The following is a 21971-nucleotide window of genomic DNA, read 5'->3' as shown; positions in this document are numbered from 1 at the left end:
GCTTACAGCCCGCTGCTCAGCACGAGTCCCAGCGAGAACAGCACGGCGTAGCCGAGGTTGATGAGTCCTGTCTGCTTCAGGACCGGAATGAGGCTCTTGCGCTTCCGTCCGTTGATCATGAGCCAGGCCGGCATCAGGCAGGCCGGAATCAGAAGCAGCACGATCAGCATCCACGGCCGCGTCGGCGCCAGGACCACCACGAGCAGGAGGGCCACGGCCAGCATCAGCACGTAGCTTTCGCGGGCGTGCTTGTCGCCCAGCCGCACGGCCAGGGTCTTCTTCCCGGCCTGGATATCCGACGGGATGTCCCGCACGTTGTTGGCCATCAGCAGCGCACAGGCAATGAGGCCCGTGCCGATCGCCCCGATCACCGCAGGCAGCCCGATCTGCCCGGCCTGTGTGTACGTGGTGCCGAGAGTGGCCACGAGCCCGAAGAAAACGAACACGAAGACGTCGCCCAGGCCCATGTAGCCGTACGGGTTCTTGCCGCCGGTGTAGCCCCACGCTGCCATCACGCAGCCCACGCCCACAAGCAGCAGCCACCATGTCTGGGTGACGATGACCAGCACCAGCCCCACGAGCATGGCCAGGCCGAAGGCCCCGAACGCGGCATACTTCACGTGTTCGGGCCGGGCGGCGCCGGAACCGACCAGCCGCAGCGGCCCCACGCGGTTCTCGTCCGTCCCGCGGATGCCGTCCGAGTAATCGTTGGCGTAGTTGACGCCGACCTGCAGCAGCAGCGCCACGAAGGCCGCCAGGACTGCGTTGAGCGGGCGGAAGGAACCCATCTCGTAGGCCGCTGCCGTGCCGATCAGGACAGGGGCGATTGCGGCCGGCAGGGTGCGGAGCCGGGCGCCTTGGATCCATTGTGCGGCTGTGGCCACGGTGAGTACCTCGTGTTGGGTCGGTGATACGTAGTAAAGCATTGGTGCGCGCTGGGCACGCGGAAGCCGCAGCGGCGCGGCAGGACTAGTCTATTTTCCCTGATGAAGCGCGTTGAGCCGTTCAATCATGGCGAGCCGGTCCGGTTTGCCATTGGGCAGCATGATCAGTTCGCTGGCCGGAAGGACGGTCTTGGGGGCAAGTAGCCCCAGAGTTCGGTGCCATTCCTCGGCCCACGCCGCCCCGTCCCTGGCAGCGCCATCAGGCCGGGCGCCATCAAACCCGGCACCGTCGCCGTCAAGCCGGGTGCCGCCAAGGCCGCCCCCGGACGCACTCCCGGCCAGCGCCACATAGGCCGCCACGGCCTGGCCCCATTTCGCGGACTCGACGCCGGCCACAAAAGCCGCCGTCACGCCGTCGGACTTTTCCAGCTCAGCCTGCACGTGCGCGGCCGAGACTTTGACGCCGCCGGTGATGATGACGTCGTCGGCGCGGCCCAGCACGGTCAGCCGGCCGTCGGCGTCCAGGGTGCCGAGGTCGTTGGTCCGGTACCAGCGGCCGCCGTCCTCCTCGACGAAGGTCTCGGCGGTCTGCCGCGGCGCGTCCAGGTAGCCGGCGGCGAGCGTGGCCCCGCCCAGGTGGATCCGGCCGTCCTCGGCGAGCCGCACGGCCACGCCCTCGAGCGGATAGCCGTCGTAGACGCAGCCGCCGCAGGTTTCCGCAGCGCCGTAGGTGGTGACTACCCGCAGGCCGGCGTCGCGCGCGGACTCGAGGAGTTCGGCAGAGGCCGGGGCGCCGCCCAGCAGGATGCCGTTGAAGCGGCGCAGCACGGCGAGCGTATCGGACGACGGTTCCACGAGGAGCCGCTGCAACTGCGCGGGCACCAGTGACGTGAAGCGGATCTTGTCCGTCAGCTCCAGCGCAGCGGCGGTGAAGGCGTCGGCGGTAAAACCCCCGGCCAGGTCCATCGCCCAGGGCCGGGTGCCGGCGAACAGCGAGCGGACCAGCACCTGCACGCCGGCAACGTACTGCAGCGGCAGAGCCAGGAGCCACTGCCCCTCGCCCTTGAGTGCGAAGGCGGTCGCCATCGACGACGCCGCCAGTGCGTCCACTGTCAGGACCGTCGCCTTGGGCGTTCCCGTGGACCCGGACGTGCGGACCACCGCGACGGCGTCCTCGAACCCGGGGGTCGGGACGGGCGTCACCACCGGATCGCCGTCAGGGCCGGCGGCGAGTTCGACGGCGGGACCCTCACCGTGGAGGGCGGCCGCCAGGGCCTTGAGGGCCGGCTCGATATTCACTGCGTGCGCCTGGGATGCGCGGGCCTGGGGAGCATGGGGGTGCCTTCCGACGAGTGCGGGCTTAGAAGTAGTACGGGAACTTGGACCAGTCCGGGTCGCGCTTTTGCAGGAAGGCTTCCTTGCCCTCCACGGCCTCGTCCGTCATATATGCCAGCCGGGTCGCTTCGCCGGCGAAGACCTGCTGGCCGGCCAGGCCGTCGTCGGCCAGGTTGAATGCGAACTTGAGCATGCGGATGGCCTGCGGGGACTGCCGCGCGATGTCCGCGGCGTACTCCAGGGCCACCTCCTCGAGGCGCTCGTGGTCCACTGCCTCATTCACGGCGCCCATCCGGACCATGTCCTCAGCGGAATATTCGCGGGCGAGGAAGAAGATCTCCCGGGCGGCTTTCTGGCCGATCTGCCGGGCCAGGAGCGCCGAGCCGTAGCCGGCGTCGAAACTGCCCACGGTAGCGTCGGTCTGCTTGAACTTTCCGAACTGGCGCGAGGCGATGGTCAGGTCGGAGACCACGTGCAGGGAATGCCCGCCGCCGGCTGCCCAGCCGTTGACGACGGCGATGACCACCTTGGGCATGGTCCGCATGAGCCGCTGGACTTCCAGGATGTGGAGCCGGCCGGCACGGGCGGGGTCGATGGTTTCCTGGGTCTCGCCGTCGGCATAGCGGTAGCCGTCCCTGCCCCGGATCCGCTGGTCGCCGCCGGAGCAGAACGAGTGTCCGCCGTCCTTGGGGGAGGGGCCGTTGCCGGTGAGCAGCACCGTGGCCACGTCCGGCGTCATCCGCGCGTGGTCCATGGCGCGGTAGAGCTCGTCGACGGTTCCAGGGCGGAAGGCGTTGCGGACCTCCGGCCGGTTAAACGCGATGCGCACGGTGGGCAGGTCCCTGGCCACGGAGCCGTTCTCGGACCGCTCCACCTGCCGGTGGTAGGTCAGGTCCTGGAAGTCGTCGAAGCCGGACACGGTACGCCAGCGGGACGGGTCAAAGACGTCGGATACCTTGGCGGGGAATTCGTTGCTCACCGTCCAAGTCTAGTAATCGGCTCAGCTGATGCAGAACTCGTTGCCCTCGGGGTCGGCCATGGTGTGCCATTCGTGGGGACCCTGGCTGGCCGTCCAGAGGAAGGTAGCACCGCGGGCCTCCAGTTCAGCGCGGACGTCATCCTTGTCCCGGCCGTCGAGGCGCACGTCCCAGTGCACCCGGTTCTTGATGGTCTTCTGCTCCGGCACGGTCTGGAACAGCAGGCGCCGGCCCGGTGCCTTGGCGTCCAGTTCCTCGGTGGGCCGGATCGCCGCGCCGTCCTTCCACACGAGCTTGCCGTTGTGCGTCATGGTCTGGTCGTCCGTCGCGAAGCCCTGGCTGACCATGGACCGGATGAAGCCCTCGTCCTGCGGCTCCACCGACCAGTCCAGGGTTTCGGCCCACCAGTCGGCAAGGTCGTGCGGGTACTTGCAGTCGATGGCTATCTGAATGTTGAGTCCCATGGCACAAAGCTACGACGGCGGGTGCGAGGTTTTCTAGCCGTGGGCCCGCTGCAGCTGGTCCAGGAGCTCCGGCGGGATGGTGTAGAGGAAGATCGCGGCCAGCAGGTTCTTCGTTGCATGCACGAAGTAGGAAAACATCAGGTTCCGCCCCGTCCACACGTACACGAACACCAGTGTGCCGCCCATGGCCAGGTACGGCATGAGCGCCGGGAGGGTGAGCGCTTCCTGGCCAACGATGTGCAGTGCGGCGAAGAAAACCACGGACAGGCCGCAGCAGATCCAGATGTTGACCCGCCGGCTCAGCTTGCCTATCAAAAGGTGCCGGAACACGTACTCCTCGACGAACGGGCCAACGACGACGATCAGTGGCACCATGAGCCACGCCGGCACCTGCCGCACGAGCGCCTGCAGCCCGGCCTGGTTGGCCGATGTTCCGGTGGTGCCGCCTACGGCAACCAGGATGGCCGTGATAATCATCATTGCGACGACGGCCAGCGGCACCATCGCGAGCGTGAACCAGGGCCGCGTGGCAAGCACCTTGAGGTCCCGGGACACCACCCCGCGGGCGGCGAACAGTGCCAGGGCGCCGACGCAGCCGTAGAAGACGAGGTTCACGCCGTAGGAGGCGGCAGCGGGAGTCGGGGCCAGTTGGCGGAGCAGCGGCAGGATCAGTTCCCCGGCCAGTGCGAAGAAGGCGGCGACGGCTACGTAAAGCCCGACGGCGGTGAGGTCCAGCGGCGAAAACCGGTAAAGATCCGGCCGCGGGGCGGGGAGCATGCGTCTGGTATTCACCATGCTTCCAGCGTAGTGCGCCAACCCCCCGCGCGAACGGACAGTTGTGGCCACGTTTGCGCGGGCAGTCGGGGCCTTAACTGCCCGTTCGCGCTTGCAGCGTAGTGCGCCAGCGCCCGGCCGCACCTTGACGGGGCCGCCCAACGGCGGGCAGGCTTGACCCATGAAGTCCTAACTCCCGACGCCGGCGTGGTCCGGCGTCGATCATGTTCCGGCCTGTATCCCGTCACCCGGATCCGTCGACCTGGGTTCCGCGGACCCGCAAGCTGCCGCCAAGGCGTCCGCGTTGACAAGGCCAAAGACAAAGCACCGTCGAGCATCTCACTGAGCTCCGGGGCCGCCCCTGAACTGCGAGGACTTCCTATGACTGACCCAAATTTCCGCACCGACCAGCTGCACCTCTCCGGGGTCACACACGGCTATGGGGACCGCGAGCTTTTCGCCGGCGTCGAACTCGCGATCTCCGCCGGGGAACATGCCGCCGTCGTGGGGGAGAACGGGGCCGGTAAGTCCACCCTGCTGCGGATCCTCGCCGGAATCGAGGCGCCTGCAGAAGGCAGGGCCCAGCGGCACGGCCGGGTGGGGTACCTGGCGCAGACATCCGGGCTGCCAGCCCGGCTGACAGTGGCTGACGCGATAGACGAGGCGCTGCTGGCATTGCGGGAGATGGAAGCTGAGCTGGAACGGCTGGAAGACGGTCTGGCTGCAGCCGCACCGGGCGAGCTCGAGGCGTACGGGAACCTGCAGACCCAGTACCAGTTGCGCGAGGGCTACGCTGCGGAATCCCGTGTGGAGGCGGCGCTGGACCGGCTGGGCCTGGGCGGCGTGGACCGTGGCCGGACGCTCGGCTCGCTGTCCGGAGGCGAACAGGAGCGCGTGGCGCTGGCCTGCCTGCTGGCCGACCCCGCGGACATCCTGCTCCTGGACGAGCCCACCAACCATCTGGACGCCAGCGGCACTGCCTGGCTCGAAGCCCGTCTGGCTGCCCACCGGGGCGCGGTCGTCGTGGTCTCGCACGACCGCGTGCTGCTGCGGAAGATCGCCGCCGCCGTGATCGAGGTCGACGCCGAGCGCCGCACCGTGAACCGCTACGGCAACGGCTACGAGGGCTACCTGAAGGAGAAACGGGCCGAACGCCAGCGCTGGGTGCAGCAGTACCACGGCTGGCTTGACGCCATGGAGGCCGAACGGCGGCAGGCTACCACGGTGGCCGGCCGGATGGGCTATGCCCGCCGGCGGGACAACGACAAGGCAGCCTTCGACTTCAAGACCGGAACCTGGCAGCGAGCCGCTGCCAGCAAGATCCGCAATGCGCAGGAACGGCTGCGCCGCCTGGAGGACAACCCCGTGGAGCGCCCGCCGGAACGCCTGAAGCTCGACGCCGGGTTCGACGGCGGGTTCGACGGCGGGTTCGATGCCGGGCTGGAGGCAGGGCTGAACGCCCCCGCCGGTTCCGACGGCGGATTGGGCTCAGCCGGCGAGGCCCAGGAAGCGGCCGGCCGGGTCCTGCACGCCTGCAACACCCAGGTGCCTGGCCGGCTGGATGTCCCCGAGTTCCGCGTGGACCGGGGGCAGAAGATCCTCATCACGGGTCCCAACGGTGCCGGGAAGTCCACGCTGCTCTCTGTTCTGGCGGGAACGCTCGAACCGGTCGCGGGCCGGGTGGAGCGCCACGGCCGGATCGGCTACCTGCAGCAGGAGCTGGAGCCGCCCGCATATCCCGCCCTGCGCCTGCTGCCGGCTTTCGCCGCCGGGCTGGGCGGGAACATCGACCACCACGCCGAAGCGCTGCTGCGCCTGGGCCTCTTCCGCACCAGCGAATTCCATGTTCCGGTGGGCGCGCTGTCCGCAGGCCAGCAGCGCAGGCTGGCACTCGCCCGGCTGCTGCTGGGCCACAACGAGGTCATGCTCCTCGACGAGCCCACCAACCACCTGGCCCCCGTGCTGGTGGAGGAACTGGAATCCGCGCTCGCAGACTTTGGCGGAACGGTGGTGATGGTCAGCCACGACCGGGCCCTGGGTGAGTGGTTCGACGGCTGCGCGGACCGGTCCCGTGGCCGGGCCGGCAAAGGCACACCCGGCGCGTGGCTCAGATACGCGATGGCGGACGGCGCGCTGGAGAAGGTGGCGCTGCCCGCCTGAGCGGGCAAACAGGGCCGTCCCCTACGCTGCGCAAGGCAAAGAGAGAACCCAGGCCCGGCGGATGCCGGGCCTGGGTTCTTCGAACCGCCTGGGGTTCGGCGCCGCTAGCGGAACGCAGGGGACCGGGAAGCTACCGGAACAGGGCGCTGTACGTTCCCATGATGATCCGGTCACCGGGCGTGGACTTCCTGATGTAATCCACCACTGCCCAGTCGTCCAGCGAGATGCAGCCCGCCGTCGGGACCTTGTTCATGTGCAGGAAGATGGCGAAGCCGGCGTCCTGCACAATGTTGGGACGGTTGTAGTTGATCACCACGCCCTGGCGGTAGTCGTGCTGGGCGCGGGTGGCGAAGTACCACATGTTCTCGTCCCACCCCACCCACGACGAGGACTCGAAGTACTTGTTGTACGTCGCGGTCCACGGGTTGCCGCCCCAGCGGGAGCCGGGGTTCAGCGTGCGGTAGGGGAGCTTCGTCCCCGGGTTGCCTAAGCCGAAGGCCTCGGTCACCGAGTACGAGCCCGTGGGCGAGTACAGGTTGCGGGTGGGGCCGGACGGGACGCCGGGTGCCTTGAAGCCGGAGGCGCCCACGTAGCCGTCTGTCCTCCAGTCCTGGACGTACGTTCCGGCCATCCGGACGCAGTAGACGTTCGTGGCATACGACTGGCCGTAGCCCTGCGTGAACGTGAGCAGCACCCGGTTGGCGCCATACGTGGAGTACCGGGACCGTCCGTTGTTCAGCTTCTGGCAGTCAGTGATGCCGTAGGTCCGGGTGCCGGCTGCCTTGGTGTAGCCGATGAAGCCGCGCTGGAATGACTGGATGCACTGGTCCCCGGCGCATTTTTCGTTCGACGTCGGATAGCCCAGCCAGCCGCCGGCGCCGCCGTTGCCGGCGTACCGCTGGGCGATGCCGGCCCGGACGGTCCAGGCGGGGGTCAGCGGAGACCAGTAGATGGTGCCGCCCTGGAACCGCTGGATGCAGCCGCCGGCGGCCTGCCCGCAGGCCTCGTTGGCCAGTGGATAGCCCAGGGAGCTCCGGTTTTCGCCGGTCAGGATGTAGCGGGTGCCGATGCCGCCGCGGGTGATCCAGGCGCCCGTGGCGTGCGACCAGTAGATGCTGCCGCCCTGGAACCGCTGGAGGCAGCCGCCGGCCACCTGCCCGCAGGCCTCGGTGGTGGTGGGGTATCCCAGGACGCCGTTCTGCGTACCGGCGGCAGCCCAGCGGGTGCCGATGCCGCCACGGATCACCTGGCCGCCGGTCTGCGGTGACCAGTAGATGGTGCCGCCGTCGAAGACCTGCGAACAGCCCCCGTTTTTCAGGCCGCAGGTCTCTCCGGCTGACGGCAGTCCCAGCACGGTCTCGGCCCCAGCGGCTGCCCAGCGGCTGCCGATGCCCGTCCCGGTGGAGAAGCTGAGGAACCGGGAGCCCGTCCAGATGATCACCTTGCCGGTGGAGAATTTCTGCAGGGACCGTGCCCCCAGAACGATTTCGTCGCCGATGGCGTAGCCGAAGGCCGCCAGCCCGCCGCCCGCCGTCCATTGCGGACCGGTGCGTCCGGAGGCCCGCAGGACCGGGTGGGCACCCGACCTGGACGTCCAATAGATCGAGCCGCCGGCGTAGGTCTGGACGCAAAGCCCGGCCGAGCACTGCTCGTTCGACGTCGGGTCGCCCAGCACGCCGCCCGCTCCGCCAAGGCTCCGCCACTTGGCGCCGATGCCGCCGCCGGTGACATATTCGGGGGCGGGCGCCGGCTCCGTGACGGGCGGGTCAGGTAGGGCCGCGTCCGACGACGGCTCCGGGGCCGGGGGGTCCGTCACCGGATCGGTGGCCGGGTCAGTAGCGGGATCAATTGCGGGGTCGGTCGCCGGGTCCGTGGCCGGGTCGGCCGCCGGGTCCGTGGCCGGATCAGTGGTGCCCGACGCGCCCGTTGCCGCGGCGGAAGTCCCGGTCGCCGGCGGCGGAGCTTCGGAACTGACAGCGAGGGCGGGAGAGGACGCAAAGGGTCCGGCCGCCAGGCTCAGGAGCAGGGCAGCCGCAAGTATTGGTTTTTTCACGAAGCATCCTCCACCGACACAACCGGTTCGCACGTGCCGGCCTGGCCCGTGGTTTTGGCGAAGTTCTCTGCAGACACCTCAGCCGATTTCCCTGCCTGGACGGTTTCCGTGATCAGGGTGTGGCCCTGGACCGCCGCGCCGACTGTGACCGCGATGGCCACGGTGTACGTCTTCGCCTTGCCCGAGGAATTGACCAGGGTTCCCTTGAACGTCCACTGGCCGTCCGCACCGGCCGTGCAGGTGTGCTCCTGCAGGGCGTCGATCGCGTTCAGCGACGTGGACACGTCGGTGGGCAGGGAAGGGGCCGTAGTGGGTGGTGAGGAATCCGACGGCGGCTGGGACACCGCCGTCGTACTGGTGGGTGTTGGTGAAGCGCTGGGGCTGGATCCGGCAGGGTCTGAGCCCCCGCCGGAACACCCCGAGACTGCCAGCAGCAAGGCCGCCGGCAGCAGTAGAGCTCTGTTTCTCATAGTCCCCCCTGAAGAATGGCGCGAGTGCCGACGTCCGCATGAGACGGTGCGGATGCCACGGCCGGGAACGAATCCCCGGTCATGGTGCTCAGAGTAGCCGCATTTGGGCCGCCAACGGGAGGCTTTTGTCCATTCGAATTACTGTTTCGCCGACGGCGGTGAGGACGGGATCTGAACAGTGCCAAACCAGGGAAGAACGAGGGGAATGTTGCCCGCGTCACGGAGCCGTTCGGAAATCTTGTACGATGGATGGGCCGTGCGAACCTTCGATGCTCCACGAGTTTTTGTACATATACGGTCCTCAAGAGGGGCCTGAAGTCGAATTATCTGTACAAAAACTCCAGGTTCCGGAACCGGCAATGCCCTACCCAAGGCAACCCCCGACCTACAAGGAACAGTTGTGCCTCAAAGTACCCCCACAGAACTTATGAGCCCGACGGCTCCATCCGCCGCCGTCGACTCGACCCTCAGCGCCGAGGGCTACAAGAAGACCCTGAGCCGGCGCCACGTCACCATGATCGCGATGGGCGGCGCCATCGGCGTGGGCCTCTTCATGGGCGCGGGCGGCCGCCTGGCTTCCACCGGCCCGGCGCTGATTTTCTCCTACGCCATCGCGGGCGTCATCGCCTACCTGCTGATGCGGGCCCTTGGCGAGCTCATCATGTACCGCCAGACCTCCGGCTCCTTCGTCAGCTACGCCGGCGAACTGTTCGGCAAGAAGGGCGCGTACCTGTCCGGTTGGATGTACTTCATCAACTGGGCCATGACCGGCATCGCGGAACTCATTGCGATCGGCCTCTACTTCCAGTTCTTCTTCCCCAACGTCCCCGTGGAGCTCTCCGCCATCGCCGCGCTGGTGCTGCTGGTGGCCGTGAACCTGCTCAGCGTCAAGGCGTTCGGCGAATTCGAGTTCTGGGCGTCCTGCCTCAAGGTGGCCGCCATCGTGATCTTCCTGGCCGTGGGCACCTTCATGGTGGTCACCAACGCCAAGGTGGGTGCCGGCCATGCGTCTGCAGCCAACCTCTTCGGCGGCGACGGCGGCATGTTCCCCAAGGGTGCACTGGTGATGATCCTGGTGCTCAACGCCGTCATCTTCGCCTACAACGCCATCGAACTCGTCGGCATCACCGCCGGCGAGATGCAAAACCCGGAACGCGAAGTGCCCAAAGCGATCCGCGCCGTCGTGCTCCGCATCGTCGTGTTCTACGTCGGCTCCGTCACCCTGCTGGCCATGCTGCTGCCCTCGGACCAGTACAAGGCCGGCACCTCGCCTTTCGTCACGGTCTTCGGTCAGATGGGGCTGCCGTGGATGGGCGACGTCATGAACATGATCGTCATCACCGCCGCGCTCTCCTCCTGTAACTCAGGCCTGTACTCGATCGGCCGGATCTTCCGCACCATGGCCAACAACGGCCATGCCCCGCAATGGCTGACCAAGATGTCCAGCCGCCACGTGCCGTACGCCGCCATCCTGGCCATCGCCACGGTGTACCTCGTGGGCATCCTGCTGAACATCTGGCTGGGCGGCTCGCACGCCTTCGACCTCGCGCTGAACTCCGCCTCGATCGGCGTGATCTTCACCTGGGGAGCGATTTTCGCCAGCCAGATCGCGCTGCGCAAGAAGAAGGGCAACGTCTCCAGCCTGCCCATGCCGGGATCGCCCTGGACCAGCTGGGCCGGACTCGTGGCGCTGCTGGCCATCACGGTGCTGATCGGCTTCGACACCATGACGGACAAGGCCACGGGCGAGGTCTTCCCGCTGGGCCTCTGGACGCTGGCCACCATTCCGTTCTTCGCCCTGGTCCTGTGGCTGGGCTGGCGGAAGGTCAGGAACAACGAGCCGAAGAGCGAACTCTTCAACTAGTTTCCTGTTGTGATTACGACGGCGGGCGCTCCCTTTCCGGAGGCGTCCGCCGTCGCCGTCCGCTCGCGCTGAGGGGCTAGTCCTTGAGGTGCCGGGCGAAGTGTTCCTCGATCCGGTGCCATGCTTCCGGGGCAGAGGCCGGGTCCGGGCCGATCCCCATCACCCGCGTCAGCGGGCGCAGCACCCGCGGGCCTTCCTCCTGGTCGTTCAGGAAGGAGTGCCCCGCCGTCGGGAACTCCTTGACGTCGTGTTCGACGCCCACGGCATCCAGCGCGGCATCCAGCCGGGCCGCCGCGCCGCGCAGGGTTCGGTCCTTCGCACCGTAGTTCGCCACGAGCGGGCAGGCGCCCCGGAGCGCAGGTTCCAGGTCGCGGGGGAGGCGGCCATAGTTCACGGATGCGGCGTCGAAGCCGTCGTTGGCCGCGAGGAGGGCGAACCCGCCGCCCATGCAGAAGCCGATCACGCCCGTCCGGCCGGTGGAAAGCGGTGATGCCTGAAGCCAGGAGCGCGCTGCAGCGATGTCGGCAAAGACCCGGCCTTCGCCGGTGAACATGGATTTCATGGTGCCCACCAGACAGCGCCGCGGGCCGCCGTCGCTGAAGAGGTCCACGGCGAGCGTGAGGTAGCCCGCCGCCGCGAGCCGGTCGGCGTGACGGCGGATCTGGTCGTTGAGGCCGAACGCCTCATGGATCATCACGACGGCGGGAAAGAGGCCCGGTCCGGCGGGTGTGGCGAGGTAACCGCGAAGGTTCTCGGAGCCGCCGGCGGCGGCGCCTGCCCCGCCCAGGTCTACGTGCGTCATGCGCCCAGTCTTGCACGGGCGGCAGTCCAGCGCGGGCTGGCCTTGTGGGGTGTCCGGCCGACTGGCCGGGGCCGGGGCGGCGTGCCTAGACGGGCAAGCAAAAACGGCGGCGCCAGGCTCCCCCCAAGGGAGTCCGGCGTCGCCGTTTTCGGGGATGGTTTACTAATCCCGCTTGAGTTCGTCCTTGACGTCTTCGCCGACCTTCTTGGCGTCGGCCACCACCTGGTCCTTCTGGCCCTCTGCCTTCAGGCGGTCATTGTCTGTCGCGTTGCCCGCCGCTTCCTTCGCCTTACCGCCGAAGTCCTCTGCAGCGTTCTGGATCTTGTCTCCGATACCCATGATGGGAACCACCTTTCGGTTGCCGGTTGATCTGACAAAGTCATTTCAGCCTAACACAAAGCATGCTTACTATTTTAGGCCGAGCTGGCGATTCCGTGTAGCGGCCCCGGGCCGCGGGCTGTGATCCCGGGTGCAGGCGCGGGGTAGAAGGCGTCAGATCCCGGGGGTTACAGGCACGGGGTGTGGCCGCGCTGCGGGTCCGGATTGTCGGCCACCGACGCTAGGCTCGAAGGCATGGATCACAGCATCAGCCTGAGTCAGCACGTGAACGCCAGTCCGGAGAAAGTCTGGGCGGTGATCTCCGATGTTCCGGGATCGGCCGCCACGCTTTCCGGGGTCGAATCCATTCAGATGGTCAGTGAGGGTCCGTACGGCGAGGGCACCCGCTGGAAGGAGACGCGGTCCATGATGGGCCGGCGAGAAACCGTGGAAATGTGGGTGTCCCAAGCGGATCCGCCGCGCAGCACAACAGTGAAGGCGCTGCAGGGCGGGGCCGAGTACACGTCCCGCTTCACGCTGCAGGAGCGGGGCGGCGGGACCGACCTGACCATGACCTTCGGTGCGGAAGTCCTCCGGCCAACTGTAGTCAGCCGAATCATGCTTGCCCTGTTCGGGCGGCTGGGCATGAGTGTGACCCGGAAGGCCTTGGCGAAGGATCTCGCCGAGATCGCGGCGAAGGCGGAGCAGCTGTAATGGCGGGCAGGTCTGCGGGCAAACCCCGCCAGGGTGCGGCGCCGAAGATCACGCCCCCGAGGCTGGCGCCGGTCCGGCTGGAAGAACTGCGGGACGACGACGCGCCGGACTTCAGCCGCGCCGCCCGGTATGACGGCGTGCGGTACAGCCGCGTGACCGCCGACGGGCTGGAGCTGAGCGGGATCACGTTCGCCGAATGTGAATTCGCGGGAGTCTCCTTCAACGAGGCCCAGCTGCGGGGTGCCACCTTCCGGGACTGCGTCATCGGGGAGGCCTTCGCCCCTGTGCTGAACGCCGCCCGGTCCACGATGCACGACGTCGTCTTCAGCAATCCGAGGTGGGGCTCGGCCGAGCTGTACGAGAGCGGCTGGCAGTCGGTGCGGATCGACGGCGGCAAGCTGGACTACCTGAACCTGCGGGGCTCGAGGCTGGCGGACGTGCTGATCAGCGACTGCATCATCAGTGAACTGGACCTGGGCTCCGCCACCGCCGCCCGCGTGGCGCTGAAAAACTGCACCATCGGCAGCCTGGACCTTGCCGGTGCCAAGCTGAAGGACTTCGACCTGCGCGGCACGGACTTCCGGAGCATCAGCGGCCTGGGGAGCCTGGCCGGCGTCGTGATTGACGAGTACCAGCTGGGTCTCCTGGCGCCGCTGCTTGCCGCCCACCTCGGCGTCGTCGTCGCCTGACGCGCCCCGCCTGCGGGGGCTGGAGAGTTTTTGTCCAATTGTCACGACTTCGGGGCACTTTAAGTCGCGACAAGTGGACAAAAACTCCAGTCCCGTTGACCGGTTGCCCGCACCGTGTAATCTTTATAGAACGAACGGTCGGTAATTTATTCGCTTCCGGCCCAGCTTCTGCGAAAAGGATGTTCTCATGGTCGAGGCTTTTCTGGTTGGCGGTGCCCGCACGCCGGTAGGACGTTACGGCGGAGCGCTCTCGGCGGTCCGGCCCGATGACCTGGCGGCGCTGGTGGTCCGGGAGGCGGTGGCCCGGGCGGGCGTGGACACGGACGCGATCGACGAGGTCATCCTCGGCAACGCCAACGGCGCCGGCGAGGAGAACCGGAACGTGGCCCGCATGGCCACCATCCTCGCCGGCCTTCCGCTGCACATCCCGGGCATCACCGTAAACCGGCTCTGCGCCTCCGGCCTGAGCGCCATCATCATGGCCAGCCAGATGATCAAGTCCGGGGCTGCGGACATCGTGGTGGCCGGCGGCGTGGAGTCGATGAGCCGCGCGCCCTGGGTCCAGGAGAAGCCGCAAACGGCCTTCGCCAGGCCAGGCGACATCTTCGACACCTCCATCGGCTGGCGGTTCGTGAACCCCCTGTTCGCCAAGGGCGAGCTGTCGCGTGACGGCAAGATGACGTACTCCATGCCGGAAACCGCCGAGGAAGTGGGCCGCGTGGACGGCATTTCACGCGAGGACGCCGACGCCTTCGCCGTCCGCTCCCACGAAAGGGCCCTCGCGGCCATCGAGGCGGGCCGCTTCAAGGACGAGATCGTCCCGGTGACGGTCAAGACCCGCAAGTCCGAGACGGTGGTGGACAGGGACGAGGGCCCGCGCGCTGGCACCTCCATGGACGTTCTGTCCGGTCTGCGCCCCGTGGTGCCGGGCGGCTCGGTGGTCACGGCCGGCAACTCGTCATCCCTCAACGACGGCGCGTCCGCCATCATCGTTGCCTCCGAGGCCGCAATCCAGCGGCTGGGCCTCACGCCGCGTGCCCGCATCATTGACGGCGCGTCCGCCGGCTGCGAGCCGGAGATCATGGGCATCGGCCCCGTTCCGGCAACCCAGAAGGTGCTCAAGCGGAGCGGGCTCAGCGTCGGTGACCTTGGCGCCGTCGAACTTAATGAAGCGTTTGCCACCCAGTCCCTCGCCAGCGTGCGTCGCCTTGGGCTGGACCCGGACATCGTGAACAACGACGGCGGTGCGATCGCTTTGGGGCACCCGCTGGGTTCCAGCGGCTCCCGGATCGCCATTACCCTGCTGGGCCGGATGGAGCGCGAAGACGCGCGGATCGGCCTGGCCACCATGTGCATCGGCGTGGGCCAGGGCACGGCCATGCTGCTGGAGCGCGTGTAGTGGCGGGCCAGGACGGCGCGAACGAGGACGGCGCGAACGGACACTTGAGCAGCCGGGAGTTCAGCACCCTCCTGGTCGAAGAGCGTGGGGACCGGGTGGTGGTGCTCCTCAACCGCCCGGACGTCCGGAACGCGATCGACCAGCAGATGGTGGACGAGCTCCATGCGGTCTGCGCCGAACTGGAGAAGAACCCCAAGGTCCTCATCATCGCCGGCACCGAGGGCGTTTTTGCCTCCGGCGCGGACATCGCCCAGCTCCGGGAACGGCGCCGCGACGACGCGCTGCAGGGCATCAACTCCACCATCTTTGTGCGGATCGCCAAGCTGCCCATGCCGGTGATCGCCGCGCTGGACGGCTACTGCCTGGGCGGCGGCGCCGAGCTGGCGTACGCTGCCGACTTCCGGATCGGCACCCCGGCGGTGCGGATCGGCAACCCGGAAACGGGGCTGGGCATCCTGGCTGCTGCCGGCGCCAGTTGGCGGCTGAAAGAGCTGGTGGGGGAGCCGGTGGCCAAGGAAATCCTGCTGGCCGGCCGGGTGTTGAAGGCCGAGGAGGCACTCGCCGTCAACCTGGTCACCGAACTCCACGAGCCTGCCGAGCTCATGGACGCCGCCCACCGGCTGGCCGACCGCATCGCCCGGCAGGACTCCCTGGCCGTCCGGATCACCAAGTCGGTGTTCCATGCCCCGGCCGAGGCCCACCCGCTGATCGACCAGCTGGCGCAGGGGATCCTTTTCGAGTCGCAGGCCAAGTTCGACCGGATGCAGGCCTTCCTGGACAAGAAGAACGACAAGAAAATAACCACAGACGGGACCAAGTCATGACCGCCATTCCCCAGCACGTCGGAGTTCTCGGCGGTGGCCGGATGGGCGCAGGAATCGCCCACGCCTTCCTTATCAAGGGCGCCACCGTCGTGGTGGTGGAGCGCGACGGCGACGCTGCCGCCGGTGCCCGCACCCGGGTCGCCGACGCCGTGGCCAAGTCCGCCGCCCGCGGCGCCCTGGACGGAACCCCGGAGGAGGTCCTGGCGCGGTTCAGCACGTCCACCGACTACTCGGCCTTCGCCGGTTGCGGCCTGGTGGTCGAGGCGGTTCCGGAGGACTTCGAGTTGAAGGTCAGTGCCCTGAAAGCCGTGGAGGAGCAGCTGGCGCCCGGGGCGTTCCTGGCCTCGAACACCTCCTCGCTCTCGGTCACAGACCTCGCCGCCCAGCTGCAGCGGCCGGCCAGCTTCGTGGGGCTGCACTTCTTCAACCCCGTGCCCGCCTCCACCCTGATCGAGGTGGTGGTGGCCAAGGAGACGCCGGCCGAGCTGGCGGCCCAAGCGAAAGGCTGGACGGAAGCGCTCGGCAAGACCGCCGTCGTCGTCAACGATGCGCCGGGGTTCGCGTCCTCGCGGCTGGGCGTGGCGATTGCGCTGGAGGCGATGCGCATGGTGGAGGAAGGCGTGGCGTCCGCGGAGGACATCGACGCCGCCATGGTGCTCGGTTACAAACACCCGACCGGGCCGCTGAAGACCACCGACATCGTGGGCCTTGACGTCCGCCTGGGCATCGCCGAGTATCTGCACTCGACGCTGGGCGAGCGCTTCGCTCCGCCGCAGATCCTTCGGGACAAGGTTGCGCGCGGCGAACTGGGGCGCAAGACCGGCAAGGGCTTCTTCGACTGGGCTGACTAAGCCGCGGACGCGCGCCTGGTTACTGGCAGGCGCGCCTTCAGAGGTTCGGCGGGCTTACAGCAGGCCGACGATGTAGCCGACGAAGAACAGCAGGCACAGCAGCACCACAATTCCGATGAGCACCAGCACCGCCACCTGGGTTCCCCGCGGCGGTCCGCCCTCGTCGTGCCCCTGCGGTCCTCCGGTGGAGCTTTCAGCGGGTGGTGTTTCCCCGGGCGGCACTCCGCCGCCTGGTTCCAGCCCGGTGAGATGGTCTTCAAGGGGGTCGGGGTTTTGGCTGCTCACGGAGTACTCCTTTGCTGGATTTGCGGCTGGACGGCTAAAGCGATCCGAGTTTCTGCCGGAGCCCGTTCAAAGCCGGATCGCGAAGCTGCATGAACAGCGGCGTGAAGAACGGCTGCAGCAGCTTGTAGGGCCAGTTGATGCTGAACTGGGCCGTGTACAGGACTTCAGATCCGGAGCTGAGCGAGCGCACGTCGATTGAATCAAAGGCCACGAGGTTCCGGTGTTCGCCCCGGAGCTTGATGTGGTTGTCGAACAGTTCGATGACCTCGTACTCGATGGGCTGGCGCTTGTTCCGGAACAGTGCCTCGGCGTGGTATCGGTGGCCGACGGCGACCGGCCCCTCCGTCAGCTTGTCCATCACCGCCGTGCCCGGGTCCCACTCGCTGGTGTGCTCGAACGCGGACAGGTAGGCGAACGCAGTCCGCGCCGGCAGGGACGAAGCGACAGTGCCCGAGACTGTGATCATGACACCAGCCTAGCCACGTGGGTTGCGCGGCACACCGTCTTAGTGGAGAGCCGCCCTGATGGAGGCCGCGTAGCCGTCGGCGTAGCCGTCGGCCGTCGGGTGGAAGATATCGGCGGTCTGGGTGCCGCAGGTGGCGGAGGCGGTGCAGAGCGGCGGAAGGCCTACGATCCAGGGCTGCGCCGATCCGATGCCATGTCCGGCAAACGCCCGCGCCACATCCACGTAGTGGACCTTCGAACGGCCGCCATCCGCTGCCCGGGCTGCCTTGGCGATGACCGCGTTCAGTTGCTGCGTCAGCCCGTTCACCGGATTAGCGGCCGGGCCGGCGCCGGGCGCGAACAGCAGCGGGTACCCGGTGACGTAGATGTCAGCGCGCGGTGCCTTCGCGATGATGTCGTTCAGCATGGCCTGAAGACCCTGGTAGAACGGGCTGGCCGCCGGGTTGTTCAAAGCGGTCTGCAGGACGGCTGCACGTTGGCCGAGGGCAGCCGTGCACGCCGGGCCGGGGTCCTGCGAACAGGTCACCAGCGCCCCGATGGAGTCCAGGTCGTTGCCGCCGGCGGTGACAGTCACCAGGTCCACCTTCTTGCTCAGCAAGGGGATCTGGTCTGCCCGCACGGTGCTGGTGGTGGCGCCGCTGCAGGCCTCATTTCCGGCCAGGTCGATCTTGCGTGCCGCGTCCAGCAGCGCCGGATAGCTGTTGTCGCTCCGCAGGCAGGCGTCCTCATAGGGCCCGGCGCCCTGGCCCGCCGCATAGGAATCCCCCAGCGCCACATAGGAGTCGAACCGGTCCGCGGACGCCGGTGCCGCGGTCAGGCCGGCGAGGGCCAGCGCCGCGAGGACGCCGGTGAGGCGAACAATCCGCAGTCGCAAAGGCTGTGTGGCTGTCATCTGAATCCCCATATTCGCTCAGGCCGTGGAGCGGCGCCGCCCATTGTCCAAGGGTACGCCCGAGGTCAAGGCTGCACCCGTGCAGTTCACCCAGCCTGGATGATGGCCTGCTCCGGCCGCTGCAATCCGCCGCAACTTGCCGCGGAACCCGTGCGGTTGCCGGGGCAGGTGTGGTTAGCTGGCTCCGTGGGCGCGAGGGGACAGGTCGGCTGGGACGGGGCGGTGAACGCCTGGCTTGTGGCTGGTTCGGTGTACCGGATGGGGCGGCGGGAATGTGTCACCGAGGCTGGCTGGAAGGAAGCCTACGGCGACGGGATCCGCACGATCATTGACCTCCGGAACCCCGGCGAACGGCAGCGCCGGCCCACCGACCCGGAGGTGGGCGGGGCGCTCGCGGCGTTCGACGTGGTCCATGCACCCACCGAGGACCCGGACAACCCTGAGTTCAAGGCCCTGTGCAACCCGTACCTGAACGACCCCGCGCACTATGCGGCCAATGCCCGCCTCTTTCCGGACCGGCTCGCGGCCGTCTTCAAGGCGGTGGCCGGCGCCCCTGGGGGCGTGGTGATCCACTGCTCGGCCGGCCGGGACCGCAGCGGCATGATCGCGGCCATGCTCCAGGACCTTGCCGGGGCCGGTGATACCGAGATCGTGGCCAGCTACCAGTCGGCCATGCGCAGCATCAACGAACGCCACCGGACCATGTGGCCGCCGCATCCGTACGAACGCTACCTCGATGAGGAGACGTTCACCCCGCTCCTGGAGACCCGTGGCGCCCGCGTTCTCGACTTCGTGCGCGGGCTCAACACCCGGGAATTCCTGCTGCGGAACGGCGTTACCGAGCCCGAACTGGACGCCGTGCTCGCAGCCCTCGGCGCGAGGGTTGCCCTGTGACTTCCGCCGCATCCGGCCGGGCGCTCCGGCGCGCACTCGTCCTGGCGGCGGCGGTCGCGCTGGGCGCACCGCTCGCGTCGGTCCCCGCTTACGCTGCCGTGGAAAGCACGACGACGACGGCGGCGGGCGGCGCCGATGCCGCGCCGCCGGTGCCGTCCCCGGCTGCCCCGGCTGCCCCGGCGGCCGGTGGTTCCGAGGTGCCTTCCCCGGCCACGCACACAGTGGCGGGAGTGCCGGGGGACGGCCTTCCCGAAGCGGTCCTGCGTGACCTGGGCATGACACTGGAGGAATTCAACGCCGCAGGGGAGCAGGGCAAACGCGCGGCTGCCGCCCTGGTCACACTCCGCACGGTTCCCGGCTTTGAAGCGCTCAGAATCGACGACGCCAAGGTGGTGGTTACGGGAACCGGACCTGCCTTGGCCAAGGCTGTGAAGGCAATCAACGCAGCCAGCCCCGAGGCCCGCCAGGAATTCGTGCTCGCGCCAGCTTCGGCAGTCACCGCTCCGGAGGCCGCAGCACCGAAGCCGGCTGCCAAGCCTGACGCCGCGAAGGATCTTCGGGCCGGAAGCGTTGGGCAGCTTTACCAGGCGTACCTCCGCGAGGTGGGGCCGGCGGGACTACAGGCTGTGGCGGAGGCGGACGGGAAGTTCATCATCCGCACGGGCGGCGTGAACGTGCCGGAGGCCGAACCGCAGCCCGGCACCGCGGCAACTGGCACTAAAGCACCTGGCGCCGGTCCCACCGAAGGCCATGCCCCGGCGCCAGCGGACCACGCGGGCGGCGGGCGACTGTCCGCGCCGGAATTCGTGGGGCAGTACGCCAACGTGGTCCTCGAAACCGGCGAGCCGCTGGCACCGGAGGAGGACTTCTTCGGCGGCCAGGGATACCGGATCGACGGCGGCGTGGTGTGCTCGGCCGGTTTCAGCGCGTTCAGCGCCGAGGGCCAGCCTTTGGTCCTGACCGCCGGCCACTGTGCCGACGACGGCGCCGCGCGCCTTGCCGAAGTGACCCTGCCCGCCGGGGATCCCGCCGGCGGGTATTTGGCGGACAATGCCGTCACCGGGGAACTCGGGACCTTCGGCTTCAGCCAGTTCGGCGGCCCCGGGAATTCAAGGGTCCTTGATCCGGAGAACCCCGGCACGCCGGGGAATGACATTGCGGTCATCGAATCCATCCGCCCGGACCTTGACGCACTGCCGGCCGCCACCACATGGGAGGATGCCACCCGCCTCGGCAGGGGGTCCGTGAAGGTCGTGGGCGTTGCCTCACCGTTCGTGGGACAGGCCGTGTGCCGTTCCGGACGGACCGCCGGATGGTCATGCGGGACCGTGGACGAGGTGGGGATCTACGTCGTGGGCGGAGGCTCGGGGGACCCTGATGATCTGCGCTCCTTCAGCGGTTTCCTCTCCCACTCGGTGGAATCAAGCGGCGGCGATTCCGGCGGGCCGTGGATCAGTGGGAACTACGCCGTGGGCACACACTCGGCCGGAGAAACCAGTGCCTCCACAGAGAACTTTGCCGTTGCGGCCACGCTCGAGGATTCGATGTCGGTCCTGCCCGGCGTGCAGCTCCGGCTCTTCCTGAACAGGCCGGTCCCTGCCGGCTCGCTCCCGGCAGGGCCGATCGCGGCCGGGCAACGGATTACCGGCCGGCTGGCCGCGGACCCGGCCACCGACGTGCCTGCGGGAACCCGGGCCCGGATCACTTTCCCGGGCCGCGAGCCGTTCGACGTGGGCGTGGACGCCGCGGGTAATTGGGCTTTTAGCGCGCCCGGCCCCGCCACGGAGTTCACAGCCCAGGCGATTAACGGTTTCAGCAGGTCCGGGCTAAGCACGTTCAGTACAGCACCGGCCCCCGATGGCTCCGGCGCCGGTACCCCAGCCCCCAGTGGGCAGCCAGCCGCGTCCCCGCCGGCCGCGTCCCAGCCTGCTGCAGCGCAGGGCGGCGAGCCGGCGGTGCTGGCGCCGGCGCCCCAGCCTTCGGTGGTGGCAGTGCTTCCTGCCGCCGGCCCTGCCGATGATGGCCCGGACGGCGCTGCAGTTCCGGACCAGGACGCGACGCCGCCGATGCTCGCCGACACAGGGGTGTCAGGGCTGACCCTTGCGGCTGCTGTCGCAGGAACCGTTCTGCTGCTCGGCAGCTTGTTGCTGGTAGCGGTTCGGCGGCACACCAGGCGCTAGCCAAGCAGCAAGGGGGTGTGACCGGAGCAGTGCCCGCTCAGCCGATGGTGGCCGCTTCGTCCAGTGTGTGCGGCTCGAAGTGTTCGATGATGTCGCGGACCGATGCGAGGCCGTCGGTGAAAGCTGCCGAGGCCCTCCACTGTTCCACCTGCTCGGGTGATTCCCAAGGCCCGGTACTGATGAAGCGGTTGGGCACATCACGGTCACGCATCAGCAGGGCCCGGCCGCCCGGATAGTCCTCGTTAGTTCGGTGGGCCATGTCCTTCCAGGCCTTCACGAAGTCCTCCTCGTGGCCGGGCTTCACGAGCCAGATACCCAACGTGTATACAGACACGCCAACCACCTCCATTGGTGTCTAGAACGGATACCTGATTATCTTCCGGTGCCGCCGGGTGCGGAAGACTCCCGCGCTAACAGTTGGGCGGGCCGTATTCATAAGCGCCGGCGTCGGGCTTTCCGGTTCCGGAACACTGTCCCGGTTGCGGAACGGACGTCTGGTCCAGGTGCGCCCCGGACGGGATGCTGTCCCCGCGGTCTATGGCCGGGCTGCCGCTGGTGAGGTGGAGATCGTCGGGGGGATTCACGAACTGGGCGGATGCGGTCGTCGAACTGTTGTCCAGCGGGACGTTGCTGGGGCCGTTGACGACGTTGGACTGCTCCGTCCAGCCGGACCCGTC

At 68.2% G+C, this 21971-nt stretch carries 23 protein-coding genes; 9 read left to right on the top strand and 14 right to left on the bottom strand.

Going from position 1 to position 21971, the window contains the following annotated elements:
* Positions 1–2 precede the first annotated feature (2 nt).
* The 5 genes from AC1DFE_RS09295 to AC1DFE_RS09275 all read right to left on the bottom strand — a co-directional run bounded on the left by AC1DFE_RS09295 (position 3) and on the right by AC1DFE_RS09275 (position 4455).
* The gene (locus AC1DFE_RS09295; protein ID WP_476905610.1) at positions 3–884 is read right to left on the bottom strand and encodes a 1,4-dihydroxy-2-naphthoate polyprenyltransferase; all 882 of its coding nucleotides are present in this window, start codon (positions 882–884) and stop codon (positions 3–5) included.
* Positions 885–974: 90 nt separating this feature from the next.
* A complete protein-coding gene (locus AC1DFE_RS09290; protein WP_476905609.1) occupies positions 975–2183 on the bottom strand; it encodes an AMP-binding protein in 1209 nt (402 codons plus the stop codon).
* A gap of 61 nt (positions 2184–2244) precedes the next feature.
* A complete protein-coding gene (locus AC1DFE_RS09285) occupies positions 2245–3198 on the bottom strand; it encodes a 1,4-dihydroxy-2-naphthoyl-CoA synthase (RefSeq protein ID WP_476905608.1) in 954 nt (317 codons plus the stop codon).
* Positions 3199–3219: 21 nt separating this feature from the next.
* The gene (locus AC1DFE_RS09280; protein WP_476905607.1) at positions 3220–3660 is read right to left on the bottom strand and encodes a VOC family protein; all 441 of its coding nucleotides are present in this window, start codon (positions 3658–3660) and stop codon (positions 3220–3222) included.
* A gap of 33 nt (positions 3661–3693) precedes the next feature.
* On the bottom strand, positions 3694–4455 hold the full coding sequence (locus AC1DFE_RS09275; protein WP_476905606.1) for a lysostaphin resistance A-like protein: 762 nt from the start codon (positions 4453–4455) through the stop codon (positions 3694–3696).
* 360 nt (positions 4456–4815) lie between these two features.
* Here AC1DFE_RS09275 and AC1DFE_RS09270 point away from each other — a divergent pair, with 360 nt between their 5' ends.
* Complete coding sequence (locus tag AC1DFE_RS09270) at positions 4816–6594, top strand: ABC-F family ATP-binding cassette domain-containing protein (protein ID WP_476905605.1); 1779 nt, start codon at positions 4816–4818, stop codon at positions 6592–6594.
* A gap of 130 nt (positions 6595–6724) precedes the next feature.
* Here the strand turns inward: AC1DFE_RS09270 and AC1DFE_RS09265 are convergent, their stop codons facing one another.
* On the bottom strand, positions 6725–8647 hold the full coding sequence (locus AC1DFE_RS09265) for a hypothetical protein (protein ID WP_476905604.1): 1923 nt from the start codon (positions 8645–8647) through the stop codon (positions 6725–6727).
* Positions 8644–9117, bottom strand: a complete 474-nt coding sequence (locus tag AC1DFE_RS09260; RefSeq protein WP_476905603.1) for a hypothetical protein — start codon at positions 9115–9117, stop codon at positions 8644–8646. The genes AC1DFE_RS09265 and AC1DFE_RS09260 overlap by 4 nt, the downstream gene beginning before the upstream one ends.
* Before the next feature lie 400 nt (positions 9118–9517).
* On the opposite strand from AC1DFE_RS09260, the gene AC1DFE_RS09255 reads away from it, so the two are divergent.
* A complete protein-coding gene (locus AC1DFE_RS09255; protein WP_476905602.1) occupies positions 9518–10981 on the top strand; it encodes an amino acid permease in 1464 nt (487 codons plus the stop codon).
* A gap of 76 nt (positions 10982–11057) precedes the next feature.
* Here AC1DFE_RS09255 and AC1DFE_RS09250 read toward each other — a convergent pair whose 3' ends face one another.
* The gene (locus tag AC1DFE_RS09250; RefSeq protein WP_476905601.1) at positions 11058–11783 is read right to left on the bottom strand and encodes a dienelactone hydrolase family protein; all 726 of its coding nucleotides are present in this window, start codon (positions 11781–11783) and stop codon (positions 11058–11060) included.
* A gap of 162 nt (positions 11784–11945) precedes the next feature.
* Positions 11946–12122, bottom strand: coding sequence for a CsbD family protein (locus tag AC1DFE_RS09245; protein WP_236804990.1), 177 nt, complete (start codon positions 12120–12122; stop codon positions 11946–11948).
* A gap of 234 nt (positions 12123–12356) precedes the next feature.
* Between AC1DFE_RS09245 and AC1DFE_RS09240 the strand changes: the two genes are divergently transcribed.
* The 5 genes from AC1DFE_RS09240 to AC1DFE_RS09220 all read left to right on the top strand — a co-directional run bounded on the left by AC1DFE_RS09240 (position 12357) and on the right by AC1DFE_RS09220 (position 16578).
* Positions 12357–12815 carry an SRPBCC family protein gene (locus tag AC1DFE_RS09240; protein WP_476905600.1) on the top strand — a complete coding sequence of 153 codons (459 nt, stop codon included), beginning with the start codon at positions 12357–12359 and terminating at the stop codon, positions 12813–12815.
* Positions 12815–13504 (top strand): pentapeptide repeat-containing protein, encoded by a 690-nt coding sequence (locus tag AC1DFE_RS09235; RefSeq protein WP_476905599.1) that lies wholly within the window; start codon positions 12815–12817, stop codon positions 13502–13504. The genes AC1DFE_RS09240 and AC1DFE_RS09235 overlap by 1 nt, the downstream gene beginning before the upstream one ends.
* Positions 13505–13691: 187 nt before the next feature.
* Positions 13692–14903, top strand: a complete 1212-nt coding sequence (locus tag AC1DFE_RS09230; RefSeq protein WP_476905598.1) for a thiolase family protein — start codon at positions 13692–13694, stop codon at positions 14901–14903.
* Positions 14903–15727, top strand: a complete 825-nt coding sequence (locus tag AC1DFE_RS09225; protein WP_476905597.1) for an enoyl-CoA hydratase/isomerase family protein — start codon at positions 14903–14905, stop codon at positions 15725–15727. The genes AC1DFE_RS09230 and AC1DFE_RS09225 overlap by 1 nt, the downstream gene beginning before the upstream one ends.
* Complete coding sequence (locus AC1DFE_RS09220; protein ID WP_476905596.1) at positions 15724–16578, top strand: 3-hydroxyacyl-CoA dehydrogenase family protein; 855 nt, start codon at positions 15724–15726, stop codon at positions 16576–16578. The genes AC1DFE_RS09225 and AC1DFE_RS09220 overlap by 4 nt, the downstream gene beginning before the upstream one ends.
* Positions 16579–16632: 54 nt before the next feature.
* Here AC1DFE_RS09220 and AC1DFE_RS09215 read toward each other — a convergent pair whose 3' ends face one another.
* From AC1DFE_RS09215 to AC1DFE_RS09205, 3 genes are read right to left on the bottom strand one after another with little or no spacing between them, the layout of a single operon-like run.
* Positions 16633–16863, bottom strand: coding sequence for a DUF6480 family protein (locus AC1DFE_RS09215; protein WP_377948614.1), 231 nt, complete (start codon positions 16861–16863; stop codon positions 16633–16635).
* A 34-nt stretch (positions 16864–16897) separates the two neighbouring features.
* Positions 16898–17329 carry an SRPBCC family protein gene (locus AC1DFE_RS09210; protein WP_476905595.1) on the bottom strand — a complete coding sequence of 144 codons (432 nt, stop codon included), beginning with the start codon at positions 17327–17329 and terminating at the stop codon, positions 16898–16900.
* A 39-nt stretch (positions 17330–17368) separates the two neighbouring features.
* Positions 17369–18220 carry an SGNH/GDSL hydrolase family protein gene (locus AC1DFE_RS09205; RefSeq protein ID WP_476905594.1) on the bottom strand — a complete coding sequence of 284 codons (852 nt, stop codon included), beginning with the start codon at positions 18218–18220 and terminating at the stop codon, positions 17369–17371.
* A 222-nt stretch (positions 18221–18442) separates the two neighbouring features.
* Here AC1DFE_RS09205 and AC1DFE_RS09200 point away from each other — a divergent pair, with 222 nt between their 5' ends.
* Positions 18443–19114 carry a tyrosine-protein phosphatase gene (locus AC1DFE_RS09200; protein WP_476905593.1) on the top strand — a complete coding sequence of 224 codons (672 nt, stop codon included), beginning with the start codon at positions 18443–18445 and terminating at the stop codon, positions 19112–19114.
* The gene (locus AC1DFE_RS09195) at positions 19111–21294 is read left to right on the top strand and encodes a S1 family peptidase (protein ID WP_476905592.1); all 2184 of its coding nucleotides are present in this window, start codon (positions 19111–19113) and stop codon (positions 21292–21294) included. The genes AC1DFE_RS09200 and AC1DFE_RS09195 overlap by 4 nt, the downstream gene beginning before the upstream one ends.
* A gap of 37 nt (positions 21295–21331) precedes the next feature.
* Here AC1DFE_RS09195 and AC1DFE_RS09190 read toward each other — a convergent pair whose 3' ends face one another.
* Both AC1DFE_RS09190 and AC1DFE_RS09185 read right to left on the bottom strand, forming a co-directional pair.
* On the bottom strand, positions 21332–21628 hold the full coding sequence (locus tag AC1DFE_RS09190; protein WP_476905591.1) for an antibiotic biosynthesis monooxygenase family protein: 297 nt from the start codon (positions 21626–21628) through the stop codon (positions 21332–21334).
* A 76-nt stretch (positions 21629–21704) separates the two neighbouring features.
* A partial coding sequence (locus AC1DFE_RS09185) for a choice-of-anchor Q domain-containing protein (protein ID WP_476905590.1) occupies positions 21705–21971 on the bottom strand: 267 nt, incomplete at its 5' end.

The organism is Arthrobacter sp. 05T423 (genome assembly GCF_056396245.1).
The sequence above is the reverse complement of the archived record's forward strand: the minus strand, read 5'-3'. Positions and strand labels throughout refer to the sequence as shown.

What these genes read in the sequence shown, in the direction of transcription:
- AC1DFE_RS09280 (WP_476905607.1), bottom strand. Translation starts at nt 3,660, where the DNA reads ATGGGACTCAACATTCAGATAGCCATCGACTGCAAGTACCCGCACGAC.
- AC1DFE_RS09275 (WP_476905606.1), bottom strand. Translation starts at nt 4,455, where the DNA reads ATGGTGAATACCAGACGCATGCTCCCCGCCCCGCGGCCGGATCTTTAC.
- AC1DFE_RS09270 (WP_476905605.1), top strand. Translation starts at nt 4,816, where the DNA reads ATGACTGACCCAAATTTCCGCACCGACCAGCTGCACCTCTCCGGGGTC.
- AC1DFE_RS09260 (WP_476905603.1), bottom strand. Translation starts at nt 9,117, where the DNA reads ATGAGAAACAGAGCTCTACTGCTGCCGGCGGCCTTGCTGCTGGCAGTC.
- AC1DFE_RS09250 (WP_476905601.1), bottom strand. Translation starts at nt 11,783, where the DNA reads ATGACGCACGTAGACCTGGGCGGGGCAGGCGCCGCCGCCGGCGGCTCC.
- AC1DFE_RS09245 (WP_236804990.1), bottom strand. Translation starts at nt 12,122, where the DNA reads ATGGGTATCGGAGACAAGATCCAGAACGCTGCAGAGGACTTCGGCGGT.
- AC1DFE_RS09240 (WP_476905600.1), top strand. Translation starts at nt 12,357, where the DNA reads ATGGATCACAGCATCAGCCTGAGTCAGCACGTGAACGCCAGTCCGGAG.
- AC1DFE_RS09235 (WP_476905599.1), top strand. Translation starts at nt 12,815, where the DNA reads ATGGCGGGCAGGTCTGCGGGCAAACCCCGCCAGGGTGCGGCGCCGAAG.
- AC1DFE_RS09230 (WP_476905598.1), top strand. Translation starts at nt 13,692, where the DNA reads ATGGTCGAGGCTTTTCTGGTTGGCGGTGCCCGCACGCCGGTAGGACGT.
- AC1DFE_RS09220 (WP_476905596.1), top strand. Translation starts at nt 15,724, where the DNA reads ATGACCGCCATTCCCCAGCACGTCGGAGTTCTCGGCGGTGGCCGGATG.
- AC1DFE_RS09210 (WP_476905595.1), bottom strand. Translation starts at nt 17,329, where the DNA reads ATGATCACAGTCTCGGGCACTGTCGCTTCGTCCCTGCCGGCGCGGACT.
- AC1DFE_RS09205 (WP_476905594.1), bottom strand. Translation starts at nt 18,220, where the DNA reads ATGACAGCCACACAGCCTTTGCGACTGCGGATTGTTCGCCTCACCGGC.